This is a genomic window from Streptomyces sp. NPDC048057 (assembly GCF_040653095.1).
GTDB lineage: Bacteria > Actinomycetota > Actinomycetes > Streptomycetales > Streptomycetaceae > Streptomyces.
Window position 1 is genome coordinate 1 of the sequence record NZ_JBEZNF010000052.1, and the last position, 21,218, is coordinate 21,218.

The window sequence follows — 21,218 nt, forward strand, 5'->3', positions numbered from 1 at the left end:
CCGTTGGGTGCGGTGAGGCCGTTGCTGGCGCCGTCCTGGTTGATGGCGGTGCCGCGTATGACGGCGAGTATGTGGTGGCCGTTGCGGCGGGCGTCGGAGAGGCGTTCGACGAGGAGGAGTCCGGCGCCTTCGCTCCAGCCGGTGCCGTCGGCTGAGGCGGCGAATGCTTTGCATCGTCCGTCGGGTGACAGTCCTCGTTGGCGGCTGAATTCTACGAATGTGGCGGGGCTGGCCATGACTGTCACTCCGCCCGCGAGTGCGAGGTCGCATTCGCCGCTGCGCAGTGACCGTATCGCCAGGTGCAGTGCGACCAGCGAGGACGAGCAGGCTGTGTCCACCGTGACCGCAGGCCCCTCCAGGTCGAAGGTGTAGGAGAGACGGCCCGAGATGACGCTCGACGTGTTGCCGGTGAGCAGATATCCCTCAAGCTCTTCCGGCGCCTGAAGGAGTCCGGACCCGTAGTCGTTGTACATGACCCCGGCGAACACCCCGGTGCGGCTGCCTCGGACCGTACCGGGGTCGATGCCCGCCTGTTCGAAGGTCTCCCACGCCGTCTCCAGCAGCAGTCGCTGCTGCGGGTCGGTCGCCAGCGCCTCGCGCGGGCTGATCCCGAAGAACTCGGCGTCGAAGTCGCCCGCCTCATAGAGGAATCCGCCCTCGCGGGCATAGCTCTTCCCGATGCGCTCCGGATCTGGGTCGTAGAGTGCGTCCAGGTCCCAGCCGCGATCGGTGGGGAACAGGCCGATCGCGTCCGTCCCGGTGGCAACCAGCTCCCACAGGTCCTTGGGCGAGGCGACACCGCCGGGGTAGCGGCAGGCCATGCCAACAATGACCACTGGATCGGCGGCGTTGGCTTCCCTGGTCATGACGGTCGTAGCTCCGCGCCGGTCCGTGGTCGCGGCACCGGGCAGCAGGGTGATCAGGTAGCTGCTCAGAGTTTCCGCGGTGGGATGGTCGAAGACGGCCGTGGCGGGCAGCTTGAGCCCGGTGGCCGTGCCGAGCCGGTTACGCAGTTCGACGCCGGTGAGCGAGTCGAAGCCCAGTTCCTTGAACGCACGCCCGACGTCGATGGTGGAGGGAGCAGCATGCCCGAGGACCCCGGCTATCGCCGCCCGTACCAACTCAAGCGCCGCGCGGTGCTGTTCAGAGGCGGGCAGCGCGGCTGTCCGCCGGGCCCAGGAGTCGTCGGCGCCGCCCTGCTCGGTGGTGCCTCCGGCACGCGGACGGCGTACGTGGGCCAGGCTGTGCAACACGGGCGGCAGCGATTCCGTCTTGGCCCGGATGCCGAGCGCCCCCGGGTTGACGCGTACGGGCACCAATGCGGGCTCATCCGGCGCGGCCAGCGCGGCATCGAGCAGGTCCAGCGAGGGCTGGACCGTCAGTGGCGTGATTCCGGAGCGCGACCAGCGTGCCTGGTCCGCCGCACCGAGGCCACCCGCCATGCCGTCTGCCTCCGCCCACAGTCCCCAGGCAAGGGACGTGGCCGGCAGGCCGAGGGAGTGCCGCTCCTGGGCGAGGCCGTCCAGATAGGCGTTGGCAGCGGCGTAGTTCGCCTGGCCCGCGGCGCCGGTGATGCCGGTGATGGAGGAGAAGAGGACGAAGGCGTCCAGTCTGGGTGCCCGCTCACGAGTGAGTTCGTGCAGGTGGAAGGCGGTATCGGCTTTGGGGCGCAGCACTCCGTCCAGCCGCTCCGTGGAGAGGGAGGTCACCGTGCTGTCGTCCAGGACGCCCGCGAGGTGGAACACCGCGCCCAGTGGGTGTCGGGCTGGGACCGTGTCCAGGGCACGGGCGAGAGCGTCGCGGTCGGCGGCGTCACAGGAGACGAAACGGATCTCCACCCCCAGCTCTGCCATGTCGTCGGCCAGCACGGTGGCTCCCGGGGCTTGTTCGCCACTGCGGCTGAGCAGCAACAGATGCCTGGCGCCGTAGCGTTCGACGAGATGCCGGATGACGTGGCGGCCGAGCCCGCCGGTGCCCCCGGTGACGAGGACGGTGCGGTCGGAGTACCGGGAGGGGAGCGCGGAGATCGGCGGCGTGGGCACGTCAGGTTCGGGCGTGGGCGTGACTCGTACGAGCCGGGGAACGAGCGGGCTGCCCGCTCGCACGGCGAGCTCCGGTTCCGCGGCGGCGTACGGGGCGAGGAGTGAGAGGACCGTGAGGGCGTCGGCGTCAGGGGACGGCGCTGGTTCCGTACCGTCAAGATCGGCCACAGCGAACCTCGCCGGGTGCTCCGCGCGAGCTGAGCGCACCAGTCCCCACACGGCACTCGACCACGGGTCGGTGACAGCATCGCCTTCGACGGCGGCCACCGCACCGCGCGTGAGGAACATCAACCGGGCGTTGACCGACCTCTCGTCGTCCAGCCACTCACGTATCAGGCGCAGTGTGAACGCCGCCGCGTGGCGGCCGGCGGGCACCGGCACGGCGACCAGGGACGGCACGGCGTGGTCGTCGTCCGCGTCTTCCATGAGTGCTCGCACCGCGCAGTCGTCGAGCGCGAGCACCGTGTCCTGCGGAAGCGAGCCGGTCTCGGGCGCGACCGGCCCGCCGCTTTCCGCGGTCGGTGTCGGTTCTGGCGCTGCCGGTGTCCGCCATGAGACGCGGTGCAGATGTCCTGTCGGGCCGTGCGTGCTGAAGGACTCCGGAGCCAGTGGGCGCAGGACGAGGGACTCGGCTGTGAGTACCGGCTGCCCCGCCTCGTCCCAAGCGCTCAGCGATGTGCCGTTGCCTGTCGCCGACGCCCACCGCGCCCGGAGGACGCGGGCGCCGGTGGCCCACAGCTCAACACCCGACCAGACGAACGGCAGCGGCCGGTCGGCGTCCGTGGCCTCGCGCATGACCAGCGGGTGCAGGGCCGCGTCGAGAAGCGCGGGATGCAGCAGGAAGTCACCGACGCGGTCGGCGTTGCCGTTCGTGCTTCGGAGCTCTTCGGGGAGGGAGAGTTCCGCGAACAGCTCCTCGCCCTGCCGCCAGGCCGAAAGCACTCCCTGGAAGCTCGGTCCGTAGGAGTAACCGAGGTCGCTCAGCCGGGAGTAGAGAGTGTCCGGCGCGATCGGCTCGGCGCCGCTCGGCGGCCACGCCGCCGCCTCCGTCGTGGGGTGAGCCGCTGCCTCTGACGCCGGGCTGAGCAGCCCGGCAGCGTGGCGCCGCCACTCGCCGCGTTCCCGTATCGGGCGTGAGTGCACTACGCAAGTGCGGGTGCCGTCCGGTGCGGCGGGGCCGACGGACAATTGGAGGTTGAGCGGTCCGGCGTCCGCCGACAAGGTCAGCGGCGCCTCCAGGGTGAGTTCCTCGACGCGCGGTGTGTCGGCGTACTCGCCGGCCTTCAGAGCGAGTTCGAGGAAGGCGGTGCCGGGCAGCAGCACCGTTCCGAGAATTTCGTGATCCGCGGTCCAGCGCTGGGTGTCGGGCGAGAGCATCCCGGTGAGTAGCATTCCGCCGTCCTCGGCGAGTTCGACGGAGGCGCCGAGGACGGGGTGTCCGGCCGTTTCCAGTCCGAGCGCCGCTGGATCCGTGTTCCGGGACGGCGGCAGCATCCAATAGCGCTGCCGTTGGAAGCCGTACGTGGGGAGGTCGACTGCCGCGCCGGGGCGGCCGAGCAGTGCCTCGCGGTCCGGCTCCGCACCCTGGGCGTAGGCGGTGGCGAGGGCGGTGGAGATCGTCTTGACTTCGGAGCGCCCCTTGCGCAGAACGGGCACCGTTCCGGGGACAAGTGCTGTGAGTGCGGTGTCGGGGCCGAGTTCGATGAGGGTGGTGGTGTGGTGGTGGTGGAGGGTTTGGATGGTGTCGTGGAAGCGGACGGGTTGGCGGATGTGTTGGGTCCAGTAGGTGGGGTCGGTGAGTTGTTGGGTGGTGGCGAGGGTGCCGGTGAGGTTGCTGATGATGGGGGTGTGGGGTGGGTGGTAGGTGAGGGTGGCGGCGGTTTGGTGGAATTCGTTGAGGATGGGGTCCATGTGGGGGGAGTGGAAGGCGTGGCTGACGGTGAGTTGTTTGGTTTTGCGGCCCTGGGTGTTGAGGGTGTGGGCGAGGTGGAGGGCTTCGTCGGTGTCGCCGGAGATGACGAGTGAGTGGGGGGTGTTGATGGCGGCGATGGTGATGTGGGGGGTGAGGAGGGGGAGGGTTTCTTCTTCGGTGGCTTGGATGGCGATCATGGTGCCGTGGGTGGGGGCGGTTTGCATGAGTCGGGCGCGGGTGGTGACGAGGGTGGCGGCGTCGGTGAGGGTGAGGACGCCTGCGGTGTGGGCGGCGGTGAGTTCGCCGATGGAGTGGCCGGTGAGGTAGTGGGGGTGGATGCCCCAGTGGGTGAGGAGGTGGTAGAGGGCGGTTTCGAGGGCGAAGAGGGCGGGTTGGGTGTATTGGGTTTGGTTGAGGAGTGTGGCTTGTTTGCTGTTGGGGGTGGCGAAGATGATGTCGCGGAGTGGGTGTGGGAGGTGGGGGTCGAGGGCTGCGCAGGTGTTGTCGAGGGCGTGGGCGAAGTGGGGGTAGGTGTCGTAGAGTTCGCGGCCCATTTGGGGGTGTTGGCTGCCTTGGCCGGTGAAGAGGAAGGCGGTGCGGGGAGTGTGGGGTGTGGTGGCTTGGATGAGGGCGGGGTGGTCGCGTCCTTGTGTGAGTGCTTCGAGTGCTTCCAGTGCCTCGTCCCGGTCGTTCCCCAGCACCACAGCCCGGCGATCGAAGTGCGTACGCGTGGTGGCCAGCGAAACCGCCGTGTCCGCCGGATGCGTGGCCGCGCCCTCCGCCGAGCCGAGGTGCTCCAACAGCCGCGTGGCCTGCTCGCGCAGCGCGGCCTGTCCCCGGCCGGAAACCGGCCAGAGAACCGGGCCGCGGGACTCCCTGCTGTCATCGCCGGATGGCTCCGGTTGCGCCTGGTCCGCCGGACTGCCCAGTACGACATGGCAATTGGTGCCGCCCATACCGAACGAGCTGACCCCGGCGACCAACTCGCTGTCGGTACCCTGCCCCTCGGCGGGCACTGGCCAAGGGGTCTCCTCCGTCACCACCCGCAGACCCAACTCCTCCAGCGGGATGTCCGGATGTGGCGAACGGAAGTTGAGGCTCGCCGGCAGCCTGCGTCGCGCGATGCTCAGTGCCGTCTTCACCAGGCCCACCAGCCCGGCCGCGCCCTCCAGATGGCCCACGTTCGTCTTGGCCGAGCCGACCAGCAGTGGAGAACCGGTAGGGCGACCGCGCCCGAGCACGGCGCCCAGTGCAGCGGCTTCGACCGGATCGCCCACCGGGGTCCCGGTGCCGTGCAGTTCCACATAGCCGACGGACCGGGTGGAGGTTCCCGCGCGCGCGTGAGCGGCCCGTACCACTGACTCCTGCGCGGCACGATCCGGCACGGTCAGCCCCTGGGAGGCGCCGTCGTTGTTGACCGCGCTGCCGAGGATCACGCAGTGCACCCGGTCACCGTCGGCGCGCGCGCGTTCCAGCGGCTTCAGGACGACCGCCGCGCCGCCCTCGCCCCGGACATAGCCGTTGGCACGTGCGTCGAAGGTGAAGCAGCGGCCGTCCGGGGACAACGCGCCGAATCGTGCGCTGCGCTCGCTGCTGTCCGGGGAGAGGATCAAGTTCACACCGCCGACCACCGCGAGATCCGCCTCGCCGCGCCGCAGGCTCTCGCACGCCAGGTGTACCGCGACCAGCGAGGAGGACTGCCCGGTGTCCACCGTCATGCTGGGCCCTGTCAGACCGAGGGCGTAGGAGAGCCGGTTGGCGAGGAGACTGCGGTGCAGGCCGGTGACCGCGTATCGGCCCGGGGACCCGCCGTGTCGATGATGCAGGGCCGCGTAGTCGTCCCAGATGGCGCTCGCGAAGACTGCGGTACGACTGCCCGCCAGCCGGGCGGGGACGATCCTCGCCTCTTCCAGCGCCTCCCAGCCGAGCTCGAGCATCAGCCGTTGCTGCGGGTCCATGGCCGTGGCCTCGCGGGGCGAGACTCCGAAGAAGGCGGCGTCGAAGCGGTCAACCTCGTCGAGGAAGGCGCCGAAGCGCGGTGCGTCCCCCGCCCACCGGTCGGCGGGTGGCTCGCCCACCGCGTGCTCTCCCCGGGCCAGTAGCCGTTCGAAGGCCGCGACGTCCGGCGCCTTGGGCAGCCGACAAGCGAGTCCGATGACGGCAACGGGGCCCCCGAGCGCGGGTACCGACTGGGGCGGATCCTCAGAACGGTCACCAGGACCGTTGAGGGTGCTGGGGCACGTGGACTTGTCGTCGGCAGTGGTGTGGTCGTTGAGCATCGCTGGCTACTGGCTCCCTCGTTGAGGACGACACGGCAGCGAAGGCAGTGTCGCGGTTCCTGCCTCGCCTCGCGCAGGCTGGTGGGTGTCTGCCTGCGGCAAGCATTGACAGCCCTGCTAAGTGGAGCCTTTGTGCGGTCTAAATCGATACTGTCGTCCGGTTCCGCACCACCTGGAGCGTGCAGGGACGGCGACACACGACGGTGGTGCGGCCTCGGGCAGGGGCCGCACCACCTGGAGCGTGCGTCGCCGTGGAAGGCGACACACCGCGCGGGGTGTGTCACTGGAGCTGGGGCACACCGCGCGGTGTGCCACCCGTGTCCCGGGGCGCGTTCTCGTACGGCGACAGACGCCGCGAACTGTCCTAGAGCGTCTTGATCATCCCGCCGTCCACGACCAGATCGGAGCCGGTGATGCTGTCCGCCTGGTGAGACGCGAGGAAGGCGGCAACCGCGGCGATCTCTGTCGGCTCGATCAACCGGCCCGTCGATATGCCGAGCTGGGAGAGAAGCGTCTGCAAGGGATCGGAGTCCCCGTCCTCTCCTGGGCCCTGGCTCGCCGCCATGTCTTCGAACGCGGCTTCGAACGCGGGGGTTCGTGTCACGCCTGGCGTGATGGTGTTGAACCGCACGCCCTTGCTCGCGTACTCCTCGGCCAGTGCTTTGGTGAGACTGTTCAGAGCCGCCTTGGCCGCGCAGTAGTCATAAGTGATCTTGGGGACGCGCCCGCCTACCGAGGAGATGTTCACGACGCTGCCGCCGCCCTCCTCCCGAAGACTGGGCAGCGCGGCCCGTGTGACGCGGACCGTGGCGAAGAAGTTCAGAGCGAAGGTCGTCTCCCAGTCCGAGACATCGATGGCCTCGAAACCGCCCTTCATCGTGCCGCCACCGCCAATGTTGTTCACCAGCACGTCCAGACCGCCGAGTTCACCCACTGTGAAGTCCACGCAGCGAGCTGGGCCGTCCGCCTCTGTGAGGTCTACCGGGAAGTGCACCGCGTCCAGGTCGGACAGCTCGGAGGAGGAGGAGCGTGAGGCTGCGACCACCCGCATGCCCTCGGCGACCAGGGTGCGGGTGATGGCCAGCCCGATGCCTTGGCTACCACCGGTGACCAGTGCCGTCCGGCCCTTGAGTTCCAGGTCCATCTTCGATCCCTTCAATTCAATGCAGAGTGTGTGATGCGAACGGTTGGTAGCGGTCCCGCTGCCGTGGACGGTGCCTCGCTGCCGGTTCCGGCTGTCAGTCCTCCACGGCGATCGCCTGCGAGGGGCAGAGCGACACGGTCTCCTCCAGCCGCTGCCTGTCCCCTTCGGCCGCCGTGTCGGCCAGAACGACCACCGTCCCTTCGTCGGACTGGTCGAAGTGGTCCGGTGCGGAGAGCACACATTGCCCCGCCCCCAGGCAGCGGTCGCTGTCGGCGCTGATGCGCATGGTCAATTCCCTCTCGGTCTCGGGGTGTTCGGTGGGACGGGCGTTCCTTCCGGTACTCGCACGCGCGGGCGTGTGCGGTGGTGGCACTGCGGCGTGGAGGGCGCCTTACCATGTGACGGGGAGCTCCCAGATTCCTTGGACCCCACCGGCCTCCTTGACCGGCAACCGGTCGGTCGGTACGGCGAGCCGCAGCCCCGGCAGTCGGCGCAGCAGGGTGCTCAGGGCGATCTCCATCTCCGCCCTGGCCAGGTTCTGCCCGATGCACTGGTGAACTCCGTGGCCGAAGGAGATGTGGTGGCGGGCGCCACGCGCCGCGTCGAAGCCTGCCCCGTCACCGAACGCCCGCTCGTCCCGGTTGGCCGTGGAGATCACGACGATGAGCCCGTCGCCCGCCCGTATCCGGTGGCCCCCGAGCTCGGTGTCGGTGGTGGCGAAGCGGGCCACCCCGTCCGCGATCGCGGTGAAGCGCAGCAGCTCCTCGACGGCGGTGGGCAACAGGGCGGCATCAGCGCGCAGCGCCGCGAGTTGTTCGGGGTTCTCCAGTAGGGTCAGCACCCCGAGCGCGATGGCGCTGGCCGTCGTCTCGTGCCCCGCGACGAGCAGTAGCAGCGCGATGTCCACGAGTTCCCTGTGGGTCAACGCGCCCGGCTTGACCTGCTCCTCGATGAGGGTATCCAGCAACCCGTCGCCGGGGCTGCTCTCTTTGGCGCGGATCAGCTCACCGAGGTAGCGGCTTAGGCTGGCGAACGCGTCCGCGCTGTCCTCAAGACTGGTGCTGCCGGTGACGACGCGCCGTGACTGCTCCTCGAAGAAGCCGTGGTCGCTGTACGGGACTCCGAGCAGTCGGCAGATCACGATGGACGGCACCGGCAGCGCGAATTCCGGCACCAGATCCACCACCGGGCCTTTGGCCTCGAAGGAGTCGATGAGCTCGTCTACGACGCTCTGGATACTCGGCCGCAGTGCCGCCACCTTTTTCACCGTGAAGCTGGTCAGCAGCATCTTGCGCTGGACGGTGTGTTCTGGTGGGTCCATCCCGATGAAGTTGCGTACTTTCCGGGCCGATTCGAAGCGGGGCGCGGTGGCCGGGTAGTTCGGGTGGACACGGTTGGACGAGTAGGTGGCCGCGTCCAGCAACACTTGCCGTGCCTCGGCGTGCCCGCTCACTGCCCACACTTGGCGGCCGTTGTAGAGCCGCACCAGCGACACCGGCCCGTCCTCGGTGTAGCGGTCGTATCCGGCGGGCGGGCGATAGGGGCAGTTGCGTTGCTGCGGGTACTCGGGGACATCGTCCGGAGGCAGAGGGCGAGGCACGTCGGTCGTGTCGGTCATTCGTTGGGCTCCAAGGGTCCGGGACCGGCCGTCACCGGCCGGGCGGGCGGGGCGGCCGGCGGTGGTCCAGCCGACCGTCGTCGGGGGGTGCTGAAGCGTCGCGCGAGAGGGGTCTCCACCCAGGTGAACAGGACGTGGGCGAGGACGAGGCTGAGAGCGAGGGCGGCCAGGCTCAGACCGGTGCCGGGCAGCAGCGACCAGACCTCGCTCCGGCCGATCAACCGGTGCCCGTACTCGACTACCAAGGCGTGAACCATGTAGAACGCGAAAGAGAGTTCGCCGAGCCGGACCAGGGTCCGGTCGCGGAAGAAGGAGCGGTGACCGCGCAGGTCCGCGACGGCACCGGAGGCCACCAGCGGTACCAGCCACAGTGCGGCAGCTCCCGCGATACTGAACAGATAGGGAACGTTGGACGCCACCGCGTACCCGGCGGCCGCGATGAGGACCGAGGGCGCGAGCCCAAGCTGTGGCCAGCGTCCGGTCTGGACGATCCGAGCGATGACCATGCCCAGAACGAATTCCAGCGCACGAGCCGGCGGAAAGAAGTAGACGGACCATACCTGCTGGAAGGAGAGCGAGCCGTCGCCGATGAAGGGAAGGTTCGGCTGGTCGCTGATGAGGAACTGGCCGACGAACGGCAGCGTGAGCGCGAGGACAGCGACGACCCCCGCGGCAGGCCACAGGCGGTGTGCCGGAAGAGCGTTGAGCATCCGGAGCAACAGCGGGAAGCACAGATAGAAGAACATCTCGCACGCGAGTGACCAGCTCACCGTGTTCATCGAGTTGACGGTGGCCATGTCCGGTGCCCAGGTCTGTACGAGGAAGAGGTTGGTCAGCGCCCTCCAGACAGGGATCGGTTGTGACACGGCGAGCATCAGCAGGGCCGCCAGTACGAGCGTCACGATGTGGTTCGGGAATATCTTCACCAGGCGGCGGCGCCAGACGCGTGGGGCGGTGTCGTCGGCCCTCGCGGACCAGGTCAGTACGAATCCGCTGAGGATGAAGAAGAAGCACACGCCGTAGAAGCCGGCCTTTGCCGCCAGGGTGCCGAGCAGGTCGCCCGCTTCCCCGCCGTAGAACCCGGTCTGCGGGAAGGTGACATGGAAGGCGAACACGAGCAGCGCGGCGACGAAGCGCATCCCCGTGAGGGAGGGCAGCTTGGTGAGAGGAGTGCGCGGAGCCGTCTCCTGGATGGTGGTAGAAACGGCGGGTGCTTGCGGTGGTTGAGGCACGGCGGATCCCCCGGCTTGAACGGACCTGGCGGGGCGAGGTTCGCAGCCTGGGGTTGGCTGGATCTAAAGCTGTCCTTGTGCAGGCTCGGCCGTATCCGTGGGATTGAGCACGGCGCTCGGGTGCCGGACCGCTCGGAGTCGCTGGGGCACCGCCTCCAGCAGCGCACGGGTGTACGGGTGACGGGGCGCGGCGAAGACCTCCGTCACCGGGCCGGATTCGATGATTCGCCCGTCCTTCATCACCATCACGCGCTCGCACACTCCCCGCAGCGCGGTCAGGTCGTGCGAGACGAAGAGCGTCGCGAGACCCAGACCGATCCGTAACTCCCGTAACAGATCGAGCACTTGACTCTGCGCGATGGCGTCCAGCGCGGACACTGGCTCGTCGCACACCAGCAGACGCGGCCCGGGGGCCAGTGCACGGGCCAGTGCCACCCGTTGGCGCTGCCCGCCGGACAGGGTCCGCGGGGAGCACGTCAGACGCTCCGGGGAGAGGCCCACCCGCTCCAGCAGAGCCAGCGTGAGAGCCGGATGGTCCCGGCGGGGTTTTCCGGTCGCGGCCAGCGCCTCGCCGATGATGCGGGCCACCGACCAACGGGGGTCGAAGGAGCTGAGCGGGTCCTGCGGCACGAGTTGCAGCGTGTGCCGCCGGGGACGTCGGTCGCGCTCGGGCAGCGCGCTCCAGGGCTCGCCGGCGAGCCGCACGGCGCCCGAGTCCGGCTCCAGCAGGCCCAGCACCAGTCGGGCGAGAGTGGACTTGCCGGACCCGGACTCCCCGACCAGGCCCAGCGCCTCCCCGTCGCGCAAGCTGAACGACACTCCGTCCACGGCCTTCCTGCGCACGCCCTTGGACTCCTGGAAGGTCCGCACCACCTCCGTGACTTGGAGCAGCGGCGCACCGTGTGCCGCAGGGCCGGGTGGCAGTGCGGCGCGATGCTGGGCGCCCGTGGTGGCCGCCAGCAGCTTCTTGGTACAGACATGGCGGGGGGCTTCCAGTACGCGCGTCGCCGGTCCGGACTCCACGATCCGCCCGTTCTGTACCACCGCGACCTCGTCCGCCAGAGCCTCGACCATCGCGAGATCGTGCGAGATCAGCAGCAGCGCCGTGCCGCTGCGGGTCAGCTCGCCCAGGAGCCGCAGGATGTGTGCCTGGACAAGGGTGTCCAGCGCCGTGGTTGGTTCATCGGCGATCAGCATGTCGGGTGCAGCGGCCAGCGCTGAGGCGATCAGGGCTCGCTGCCGCTGCCCACCCGACAACTGGTGCGGATGGTTCCTCGCCCGGGTCCTGGGTTCCGGCATTCCGACCCGCTCCAGCAGTTTCAGCATCTGGGCTTCTACCTCCCGCCTCGGCACGACACGGTGCACGAGCAGCGGCTCGGCTATCTCGCGGCCGACAGGGCGCAGCGGGTCGAGGGCGCCCAGGGCGTCCTGGGCGACGAGTCCGATCCGCCGCCCCCGGACGGCACGCCAATCGCGGGGTCCGAAGCGCCGGGCGTCGTACCCGGCGATCTGGAACCGGTCGGCCGTGATCGTCGCGTCCGGCCCGGCGAGCCCCAACAGGGAGCGGGCGAGCACGGACTTGCCCGAGCCGGACTCGCCGACGAGGGCCAGGCAACGCCCTGCGTGCAGCTGGATCGAGGCGTCCTGTACGGCGTGGACGAGCGTGGCGCCGCCGTTGAGGCGGACATTCAGCCCCGCCACGTCCAACAGTGGGAGAGGAGACGTGTCCGTCCGGTTCGAGGCGGCTGTCATGAGAACGCCTGCCCCTTCGCATGGCCCTCAGTGAGTCCGCCGACCACGGTGACGGCGAGGATTGTGGCCAGCAGCAGCAGGCCGGGGAAGAGTGCTGTCCACCAGCCTTGTTGGAGATATGCTTGACTTTCGGTCAACATTACTCCCCATTCAGGGGTCGGCGGCTGGAGGCCGAGGCCCAGGTAGCTCAGGGCGGCACCGGCGGATATGGACGTGCCGAGGGAGACTGGGGCCAGCACGAGCACCGGGCCCAGTGTGTTCGGCAGGATGTGTCGCAGCACTGTCAGCGATCCGCGTACACCGAGCCCGACCGCCGATTCGACATAGCCGGACCTTCGCACCACCAGCGCCTGGGCCCTGACGACCCGAGCGAGTCCCGGAGCGGTGCCGGCGGCCACTGCCGCCGTGGTGCCCAGGGCGCCCTTGTCCATGATGAGGATCACCATGAGCGCCAGCAGGATGCCGGGCAGCGCGAGGAGTACATCGGCGATGCGCATCAGGACAGCGTCGGCGAACCGACCCAGCAAGGCGGCCGCCAGTCCCCATACCGTCGCTGCCACCATCGCGACGACGGTGGCAGCGATGCCGATGGCGAGGGAGTAGCGGGTGCCGTACACGCTCCGGGTGAGCACGTCGCGGCCGAGTTGGTCGGTTCCGAACAAGTGCTGGGCGCTCGGCGGTTCGAAGGCGTGCACGGGATCGGTGTCGGCCGGGTCGCCATTGGTGAAGAAGGCAGGGAAGAGCGCGAACAGCACGACGAGTACCAGGAAGACCACGGCGAGGAGAACAACGGGGCGCAGGCTGCCCGTCGGCCGGTGCGGTCGACGCGACCGGCTCCGCGCCATCGGGCCGGGCGGGCACCACCGTCTGAGTGGTGCCCGGTTCCGTACGGACGTCATGTGGTCTGCACTCCCGTCCCCCGACGTAGCCGGGGGTCCACGGCCGCGTACAGCATCTCCACCACCGCGTTGATGACGACGAACACCACAGCGGAGAGCAGCACCACGCCTTGCACGACGGGCAGATCGCGGTCTCGGACCGCCTGGAGCGCGATGCGTCCGATACCGGCTCTGGCGAAGACGCTCTCGACGACCACCACTCCGCCGAGCAGGTTGCCGGTGAACCAGCCTGCGAGTGTCAGAGCGGGGAGCGCGGCGTGCCGCAGCGCATGCCGTGACCGAACCGTGTGCTCGGCCAGACCTCGGGAGCGGGCCGACAGTACGAAGGGCTCCTTCATGGCCGTGAGTAACCCCTCGCGCATCACCTGGGTGAGCAGTGCGGCCATCGGCAGGGCCAGCGTGGCCACCGGGAGGATCAGCGAACGTCCATCGCCGCTGTCCGATATGGGAAGCCAGCCCAGCCGGAAGGAGAAGACTGTCAGCAGCATGGTCCCCATCCAGAAGGAAGGGGTGGAGATGGCGACGAGTTCCACCGCCGCGCTGATATGGCGTGGTCGGTTCGACCGGCCGGAAGTCAGGACCGTCACGATCACCGCTGTCAGGACCGCTGACAGCGCGGTCCAGAAGGCGAGTTCGGCGGTGGGAGGGAGCTGATGCGCCAGCAAGGAGGAGACAGGCTGCTGGAGCTGGTAGGAATCGCCGAGGTCGCCGCGTATGAGGTGGTGCAGGTATCCCAGGTACTGATCGAACAAGGACTGGTCCAGGCCGTACTGGCGGCGGACCGCTTCCCGTTGCTCCGCTCCCATCATGGAATCGTTGCCGACGATGGCGTTCACCGGGTCACCCGGGACGAGCCGGAGTACGAAGAAGGCGCAGCTGGCCGCACCCCAGAGGACCAGGACGGCTGCCGCGACCCGGCGCGCGAGGAGGCGTACGGCTGCCGCCATCAGCGGTCCTCCACCCACACCTCATGGAACTCGGGCCACGCCGAGATACCCAGCCGGAGTCCGTGCACCCGCTTGCTGTGGGCCACCGACCCGGTGGTGATGTAGGCGGGCACCACGACCGCCTCGTCGAGGACCCGCTGCTGGATTTTCGCGTAGTACAGCGTCCGCCGCTCCGTCGAGCGCATGCTCTGCGCGGCCTTGAGCCAGGCGTCGATTCGAGGATCGCTGATCGCTGAGAAGTTGCGTCCGCCGTTCGCCGGAGTCGCGGTGGACAGGAAGAACTGGCTGAGGACGTCAGCGTCGCCGCGTGCCCAGGAGGTCTGCACCACGTCGTACCGCCCTTGGCTCAACCGGGTGGAGACCTCCGCGGCGTCGGTGGACTCAGCGAGTTCGAGATCGATGCCGGCTTGTTTCAAAGCGCCCTGAACCGCCTGCGTGAAGAGGGCGGCCGTACCGAACACCGGGGCGACCACAGTGAGTCGCTCTCCGCCCTTGGTCCGGTACCCCTCGTTGTCCCGGCCCGTCCAGCCCGCTTCGTCCAGCAGAAGTGCCGCGTGCCGCGGGTCGTACGCCTGGTGCCCGTTCTGGTCGGGCACGTATCCGTTCGGAGTGGTGGGCGAGAGTGGAGCCCAGGCGCGAGGGGTGGCACCTTGGAAGAGCGCCTTGGTAAGCGTGCTGAAGTCGATCGCGCGCTGGAACGCCTTGCGCACGCGTGGGTCGGAGAAGAGCCGGCTCCTGGTGTTGAGGTGAAAGGCGTTGACGGCCCCGGGTATCGCTCTACTGACCGTTTTAAGCTGCGCGTTCTTGCTGAGGACATCGACCTGCTGGGGCGGTATCGCTGACACGGCGTCCACCTGGTCCGAAGTGAGCGCACCCATGCGAGTGGTGTCGTCGGTGATGAAGCGGATCGTCAGGGAACTCAGCCGGGCCGGGCCGGGGTGGCCCGCGCTCTTTGGAGGCCAGGCGTAGCGGGAGTATCTCGTGTAGCTGCGCTGCTGCCCTCGGACGTAGCGTCCGGCCTCGAACGGGCCGGAGCCGACCGAGTCGGTGCCCGCGCACAGCGCCGCCTGACCTGCCTTCAGCGAGGCGGGTGAGGCGATGCCCAGGTAGGTCGTGCTGGCGGCCTGGAGGAACGGTTCGAACGGTCGGCTGAAGCGGACGACGACCCGGTAGGTGCCCTCCACCGTGGTGCCCTTATAGGGGCCAAGTAGCCCCGCCGCGTACTGGGAGCGGGTGGACTTGGCGGTGATGTGGTCGAAATTGGCTTTGACTGCGGCGGCGTTCAGCCGAGAACCGTCGTGGAAGGTCACATCGCGGCGCAACGTGAAGGTGTAGGCGCTGCCGCCCTCGTGGATCCGCCACGAGGCGGCCAGCCATGGCTCCAGCGCACCGTCCGACGTCTGGTGGACCAGTGAGTCGAAGACCGGGCGTTGCACGAAGGCAGTGCTGTCCTCGGAACTGCTGTGCGGATCCCAGCAGCCGGGCTCCTGACTCTCGGCGTAGGTGAGGCCGCCACCGTCGCGCGGCCGGCTTCCGATGCCACCTCCGGAGCCGCACGCGGTGACGGCGACGAGGGCGAGCGCGACGAGGGCGGGTGGTGCTGCGGCTCGTCGGATGGTGCGACACGAGACCATTTCTGCTCCGGCTGCGCGTGGTGGTGTAGCGAGGCCGGAGGCATTCTCACCGGCGGTTCTAAAGCCGCGCTGAAGCGCCCTCGGCGGATGCGGGCCGCGCCCCGGCGGCAGCTTCTGCGAGGAGGGTGAAGGAGCGCAGCCGGTCCTCCTGGTCGGGGACGATCGTCAGCGCCATCACCTCGTCGGCGCCGGTGCGCTGGAGGAGAGCCGTGAGTTTGTCGTGTACGGTCTGCGGCCCGCCGATGAGCTGGGGTTCGGCGAGGTCTTGGAGGAAGGCGTGTTCCGTGGAGCTGTATGAGTGCGCGGCGGACGTTCTCTGGGAGGGGAAGGCGTCGAAGCGCTGGACCGCCTGCATCCGCAGTTTGCCGAGCAGGTAGGGAGAGGCCATCCGCCATGCAGCCTCGTCGGTGTCGGCCACGGTGGTGAGGACGGAGATCGCACTACGTGGACGGTCGAGCTGGGCCGAGGGGCGGAAGTCTGCGCGGTAGTGGTCGAGCGCGGTGGCGGTCGCGTGCGGATTGATCTGATGGGCGAAGGCGTACGGCAGTCCGAGCGCGCCCGCCAGCTGTGCGCTGGACGGGCTCGACCCCAGGACCCACAGGTCGGGTCTGCTGTCCTCGGCCGGGACAGCGGTGATGCCGGTGGAGGGGGTGCCAGGTGCGAAGTAGCTGCTCAACTCCCTTATGCGGGAAGGGAAGTCGTCGTCGGTGCCATCCGGCACGCGGCGCAGTGCGCGGGCGGTGATCGGGTCGGTGCCGGAGGCTCGCCCCAGGCCCAGGTCGATCCGGCCGGGGTGCAGAGCCTCCAGGGTGCCGAACTGTTCGGAGACCACGAGCGGGGGGTGGTTGGGCAGTAGTACGCCGCCGGATCCGACGCGCAGCGTGCTGGTGACCGCGGCGAGCTCCCCGACGAGGATGGCGGGGGCGGAGGTGGCCAGGCTCGGGATGTTGTGGTGCTCGGCGACCCAGTAGCGGAGGTAGCCGAGTTCCTCGATCTTGGGCGCGAAGGCGACGGTGTCCCGCAGCGCTTCGGTCGCCGTGCCGTCCTCGAAGACGGGAACCACATCAAGTACAGACAGGGGGACATCGGCGGATCCGGCCATGCGGACTCCTTTGGCAGGGACCGGGCGGTGCCCGGCGGTGTAGAGGGCGGGCGGGAGAGTGCCCCGTGTCGGGGCCGCCGCCTTGGTCAGGTCCGGTCGGGCACCAGGTCGTCGTGCGGGGCCGGGGTGTCGGACGGGGTGGGGCGGGGTTTGCCGGGCAGGAGCAGTGCGGTCAGAAACACCACCAGGGCAGCGGAGAATGTCCACCAGAAGGAGTTGCTGAAGGACTGGGCTGTCGGTGCGGCGTGCTTGCCGTTGCCCTGGAGGATCATTACGACGACGGCGATGCCGAGAGAAGCGCCGATCTGGTTGAGGATGAAGATCGCGCCCGTGGCATTGCCCACCGCGTCGCTGGGGACGGTGCGGTAGGCAGAACCCATCGTCGGTGCGCCCACCAGGCCCATCCCGAATCCGGCCGCGAACTGGGCGAAGGTGAGCGGTACTTGCGAGGTGTCCGGCCCGGACTGGGTGAGTACCAGCGAGCCAGCGGCGATGAGTAGGGCTCCGGTCGGGACGAGCCGCTTGGCGCCGTAGGTGTCCGCGAGCCTGCCGGCCACTGGCATGCCGATCAGGGTGCCGAGTCCAAGCGGCGCCAGTAGCAGACCGGATTCCAGCACGGAATGCCCGTGCACGTCCTGGTAGTAGAGCGGCAGCAGGAAGAGCAGCGAGAACAGGCCGCCGCCCAGCAGGAACATGATGGTCACGCTAGCGGTGAATCCCTTGTTGGAGAAGAGCCGCAGGTCCAGCAGAGGGGTCTTGGTGGTGCGCAGCGCGTGCACGCCGTAGCCGGTGAAGAGGAGAAGGCCGCCGATCAGTCCCATGAGGACCTGGGGGCTGCTGATTCCGCTACCGCCTGCCTGGGACAGTGCGAAGACGAGCGCGGCGAAGCCGGGGCAGAGCAGCAGCACACCGAGGGCGTCCAGCGGCGCCGGGGTGTCGTCGCGAGGCGGGTCGGCGGGCAGCACGTAGACCGCGAGGATCATGGCGGCGAGTGCGAAGGGGATGTTCACCAGGAACAGCCACTCCCAGGAGAGCTGTTCCAGGAGCAGTCCGCCGACGATGGGTCCGACGACGGGGCCGAGAGTGATGGGGAGCGAGATCAGCCCCATCACGCGGCCGATCCGCTTCGGCCCGGCGGCGCGTGCCACCACCGTCATCATGATCGGGTCGACCATGCCACCGCCGAGGCCCTGGAGAACGCGGAACACGATGAGGCTTTCGGCGTTCCAGGCGAAGGCGCACAGAGTCGAGCCGGCGAGGAAGAGCGTCAGCCCGAGGAGCCACATCCGCTTGGCACCGAAGCGGACGGTGGCCCAGGAAGCGAGCGGGATCGCGAAGGCGACCGCGAGCAGGTACCCGGTGGTGACCCATTCGATAGTCGCGAGCGGGGCGTTGAACTCTCCGCCGAGCGTACTGATTCCGACGTTGACGATCGTCGCGTCCAGGTAGGACATCATCCCGCCGAGCACCATCACGCCGACGACGGTGAGCAGCGCGGCGTCGATGCGTGCGGGGGCGCTCTCCTCCGCTTGATTTACGGACACGGAAACTCCTTTGAACCCTATATCTACTAAGATTGAACTAGGTAGTTCAATTCTGTTGTTGGGATGGTAGCATGGCGGCATGATTGCTGGCGATCCCGCGAAACGAAGCGGAACTCCCTCGGTAGAACGGGGCCGACTGGACAAGCGTCGGGCGATCGTGGAAGCCGCCCTGCAGGTCTTCTCGCAGGTCGGCTACGTGCAGGCGAGCATCGACGCGATCGCGGCCGAGGCGGGGGTCGCCAAGCCCACGATCTACAACCACCTGGGATCGAAGGAGAATCTCTTCCGCCATGTCCTGACCGAGTCGGCGGCCAAGGACAACAGCAAGGCGCTGGCCGCTCTGGAGTCCTTCCCGACTGGTAAGGCTGACCTGCGTACCAGCCTGGAGGCGGTCGCCCGCAAGTTGGTCGACTGCTACCGTGACGAGCAGTCCGAGGCGGTCCGCAGGCTGCTGTACGCGGAGATCGTGCGCTTCCCCGACCTGTTCGACGAGGTACGGGCGAGCGGCCCCGACCAGTTCATCGAGGCGCTGGCCGGTCGGCTCGCCCGGTTGGCCAACGCCGGGCATCTGTCCATCGATGACCCGGTACGCGCCGCCCACCAGTTCATCGCCCTGGTCTACGACGAGTTGCCGCGGATGAGCGCTTACGGCACCCGCCCGCTGGATCAGGAGGCGGTTGACAGGGTCGTGGCGGACGGCGTCGACACCTTCCTGCGGGCGTTCACGTGAACTGACGAGAGAGGGGCCGGCCGACCCTGTGAGTGTGCCGGGCCCAGTGAGGGACGGCTCCCGCGCGGCCGGTGCGGAAGGAGACCAGCCGCGCGGGCGGCAGCGACGGTCAGCGCCTCCGCTTCCTCACGTACCGGTCGCCGCGTGGACTGCCTCTGCCCGGGATTCGTCCGCCCCCTTGGAGCGGTATCGCAGCCGGGCGAACTCCCGGGTCAGCGCGGCCCGCTGCTCTGCGTGACCACCCCTCATGCGCAGGACCGACAGCAGCGTCCACAGCCTGGTCTGCGCGAAGTGCGACGGTGAGCCGTGCACGTCGTCATGGGCCAGCAGCCGAACCCCGCGCACCCGCTCGCGCAGCAGCCGCGCGTCACTGGGGGGAACGATCTCGTCACGCAGACTGGTCACATGCGCCACAGGTGCGCGCAGTGCCGCCAGCTCCTTCTCGGACAAGGCCCAGCCGCGAATGTGTCGGTAGACCTCGTCCGGGGCCATGCCGGTGAGGTGGGCGAGAGTGTCGGTGGTGACCTGGGGTACACGCCGCTGCCAGTCGCGGTCGGTGAAGAAGTGATGCAGCGGCGCTCCGGCGCTGACCACTCCCTTGATCCGGTCGTCGCGCAGCGCGCAGCGCAGCGCCAGATGGCCGCTGAAACTCAGTGCCAGCGCATAGCTGCGTGCGGTGTCCGCGCGTTCCCCGACCGCGTCGAGCACGGCCGACAGCATCCGCTGGCTGTCCGGCCCGTACACCGTGGAGTTCTCGCCGACGCCGGGCATCTCGGTGACAACGCCCGCGAACCCCAACTCGGCGAGCTGGGGCAGAACGGGCGCCCACTGTTCCTTGATCGAGACGATGCCTCCCATCATCACCAGCAGAGGTTTGGGGGCAGCCGCGTCCAGCCCGGCCGTCCAACAGCGCACCCGGCCTTCGGGCAGCTCCACATCGAGCCGCCCGATGGCCGGGAATGACGTACGCCAGCAGTCGAACGCCGCGATACAGCGATCCAGTGCTTGTTGTCTTGCCGAGCCGTCCACGAACGGGAAGCGCGCCATGTTGTAGTGGGCACTCGCCTCCAGTGGCTTGCCCTGGTCCTCCAGCCGGGACGCTTCCTCGCTCCACTCCCGCACCCACGACCCGGCTGCGCCGTCGTCGTCGTTGCGGATACGGGCAAGCAGCGGGTCGTAGTGGTCAGGCCGCAGATTCTGCGATCTGACGTGCGCTACGACGAAGTTCTTGAGTTCCGCGAGATCGTTCATCGTCTCTCCTTTCGCACCTACCGGTCCTGGTGGACGTTCTCCAGCGCTTCCTTCACCTCGGTCAGGACATCAGCGGCCTCCGCCCCGTCGATCACCCGATGGTCGAAGGAGAGACTCAGCCTCAGCACCGGTGCCACCGTCAGCCGCCCGTCCCGGGCCACAGCCCGGTCTGTGATCCGCCCGACCCCGAAGGTCGTGGTCGTACCGCCCACCGAGTGGAAGGAATCGACGGCCCGGTGCCCCAGCGAGGTGACGGCGAAGGTGCCGGTCAGATGCGGACGCAACGCGAGAGAGCGGGCCGCCTTGCGGAACCTGGACCGGCCACGTGCCCACGGTGCCCGGTGCAGGGCCCGTACGGCCGCGAAGTCCGGCAGCTCCTGCGGGTCACCGTCCCTGACTCGTTCGAGATGTCGCTGGATGGCGTCGAGTTCCGCGACGTGGAGGTCGGGGACGACCGTGCCGAGCACCACCCGTCGGCCTCCGAGCATCCGATCCAGCGTCAGCTTTCCGTTGACGTACGGATAGTGCGCGATCCGCGGCCGTCGGCTGCCCTGCACCGCGGCGTTGGCCTCAGGGTGCTTCGCCAGTACTCGCCCGGCGGCACGGAGGACGTATGCGGTCGTCGCATAATGCGTCCCTCCGTCCTCTCTCGCCGCCTTCCTGTGGGCGAGCACCTGGGTCATGTCCACCTCGGTATCCAGGAAGACCGGAGAGCAGTCCCGGATGACCTCCAGGAAGAACAGGGTGTGGCGACGCTCCCTGGGGAGCGGTGCGGAGTTGGGCTGTGGTGTGGTGAGCGGCGCGCTCACGACGCCATCGCCAACTGGTAGACGGCCTCCAGGCTTGGCGCCTCCAGCACCTCGGAGAGCGGCATCGAGCGTCCGGTCTCACGCTCCAGGAGGGTGCACAGTGCAAGCATGTGCACCGAGTCCCAGGCTTCCACGGTGTCCAGACCTCGACCGAGGTCCGTGGCTGTGACGGGTAGGGCGAGTTCGTCACGCAGCAGCACGAGGAAGTCGTCGACGTTCTTCATAAGGGTGTCCTTACGGTCGAAGGCAGTCTGGGAGCGGGGTTCCGGTTCCGGGAAGCGTCAGACGTGGGCCATGGGTCGTCGCCGGTCAGAGGACCCGGG

The 21,218-nt window shown here is 68.8% G+C and carries 15 protein-coding genes; 1 reads left to right on the forward strand and 14 read right to left on the reverse strand.

Annotation, left to right across the window (positions count from 1 at the left end; all coding sequences use genetic code 11):
- From AB0E05_RS35285 to AB0E05_RS35335, 11 genes are all read right to left on the reverse strand, one after another.
- On the reverse strand, positions 1-6,233 hold a 6,233-nt coding region (locus tag AB0E05_RS35285; protein WP_361971469.1), incomplete at its 3' end, for a type I polyketide synthase.
- A gap of 364 nt (positions 6,234-6,597) precedes the next feature.
- Positions 6,598-7,377 (reverse strand): oxidoreductase, encoded by a 780-nt coding sequence (locus AB0E05_RS35290; RefSeq protein ID WP_361971471.1) that lies wholly within the window; start codon positions 7,375-7,377, stop codon positions 6,598-6,600.
- Positions 7,378-7,471: 94 nt separating this feature from the next.
- Complete coding sequence (locus AB0E05_RS35295; RefSeq protein ID WP_361971473.1) at positions 7,472-7,663, reverse strand: ferredoxin; 192 nt, start codon at positions 7,661-7,663, stop codon at positions 7,472-7,474.
- 105 nt (positions 7,664-7,768) lie between these two features.
- Positions 7,769-8,995: a cytochrome P450 gene (locus tag AB0E05_RS35300; RefSeq protein ID WP_361971475.1), complete on the reverse strand. Its 1,227-nt coding sequence runs from the start codon at positions 8,993-8,995 to the stop codon at positions 7,769-7,771.
- Positions 8,992-10,134 carry an acyltransferase gene (locus AB0E05_RS35305; RefSeq protein ID WP_361971477.1) on the reverse strand — a complete coding sequence of 381 codons (1,143 nt, stop codon included), beginning with the start codon at positions 10,132-10,134 and terminating at the stop codon, positions 8,992-8,994. The genes AB0E05_RS35300 and AB0E05_RS35305 overlap by 4 nt, the downstream gene beginning before the upstream one ends.
- Before the next feature lie 156 nt (positions 10,135-10,290).
- Positions 10,291-11,928 carry an ABC transporter ATP-binding protein gene (locus tag AB0E05_RS35310; RefSeq protein ID WP_361971479.1) on the reverse strand — a complete coding sequence of 546 codons (1,638 nt, stop codon included), beginning with the start codon at positions 11,926-11,928 and terminating at the stop codon, positions 10,291-10,293.
- Positions 11,929-11,975: 47 nt separating this feature from the next.
- The gene (locus tag AB0E05_RS35315) at positions 11,976-12,755 is read right to left on the reverse strand and encodes an ABC transporter permease (protein WP_361971481.1); all 780 of its coding nucleotides are present in this window, start codon (positions 12,753-12,755) and stop codon (positions 11,976-11,978) included.
- Positions 12,756-12,874: 119 nt separating this feature from the next.
- Positions 12,875-13,825 (reverse strand): ABC transporter permease, encoded by a 951-nt coding sequence (locus AB0E05_RS35320; protein ID WP_361971483.1) that lies wholly within the window; start codon positions 13,823-13,825, stop codon positions 12,875-12,877.
- Positions 13,825-15,459 (reverse strand): ABC transporter substrate-binding protein, encoded by a 1,635-nt coding sequence (locus AB0E05_RS35325; RefSeq protein WP_361971485.1) that lies wholly within the window; start codon positions 15,457-15,459, stop codon positions 13,825-13,827. Before AB0E05_RS35325 ends, AB0E05_RS35320 begins: the two co-directional genes overlap by 1 nt.
- A gap of 58 nt (positions 15,460-15,517) precedes the next feature.
- Entirely contained in the window at positions 15,518-16,561 is a 1,044-nt protein-coding gene (locus tag AB0E05_RS35330) for an LLM class flavin-dependent oxidoreductase (protein WP_361971487.1), read from the reverse strand.
- An 86-nt stretch (positions 16,562-16,647) separates the two neighbouring features.
- Complete coding sequence (locus tag AB0E05_RS35335) at positions 16,648-18,105, reverse strand: DHA2 family efflux MFS transporter permease subunit (RefSeq protein ID WP_361971489.1); 1,458 nt, start codon at positions 18,103-18,105, stop codon at positions 16,648-16,650.
- Positions 18,106-18,262: 157 nt separating this feature from the next.
- On the opposite strand from AB0E05_RS35335, the gene AB0E05_RS35340 reads away from it, so the two are divergent.
- Positions 18,263-18,835, forward strand: a complete 573-nt coding sequence (locus tag AB0E05_RS35340) for a TetR/AcrR family transcriptional regulator (RefSeq protein ID WP_361971491.1) — start codon at positions 18,263-18,265, stop codon at positions 18,833-18,835.
- A 126-nt stretch (positions 18,836-18,961) separates the two neighbouring features.
- Here the strand turns inward: AB0E05_RS35340 and AB0E05_RS35345 are convergent, their stop codons facing one another.
- The 3 genes from AB0E05_RS35345 to AB0E05_RS35355 are packed head-to-tail and all read right to left on the reverse strand — an operon-like array spanning position 18,962 to position 21,119.
- The gene (locus AB0E05_RS35345) at positions 18,962-20,086 is read right to left on the reverse strand and encodes an alpha/beta fold hydrolase (RefSeq protein ID WP_361971493.1); all 1,125 of its coding nucleotides are present in this window, start codon (positions 20,084-20,086) and stop codon (positions 18,962-18,964) included.
- Between the two features lie 17 nt (positions 20,087-20,103).
- Positions 20,104-20,895, reverse strand: a complete 792-nt coding sequence (locus tag AB0E05_RS35350) for a 2-oxo acid dehydrogenase subunit E2 (protein ID WP_361971495.1) — start codon at positions 20,893-20,895, stop codon at positions 20,104-20,106.
- Positions 20,892-21,119 carry an acyl carrier protein gene (locus AB0E05_RS35355; protein ID WP_361971498.1) on the reverse strand — a complete coding sequence of 76 codons (228 nt, stop codon included), beginning with the start codon at positions 21,117-21,119 and terminating at the stop codon, positions 20,892-20,894. The genes AB0E05_RS35350 and AB0E05_RS35355 overlap by 4 nt, the downstream gene beginning before the upstream one ends.
- Positions 21,120-21,218 lie beyond the last annotated feature (99 nt).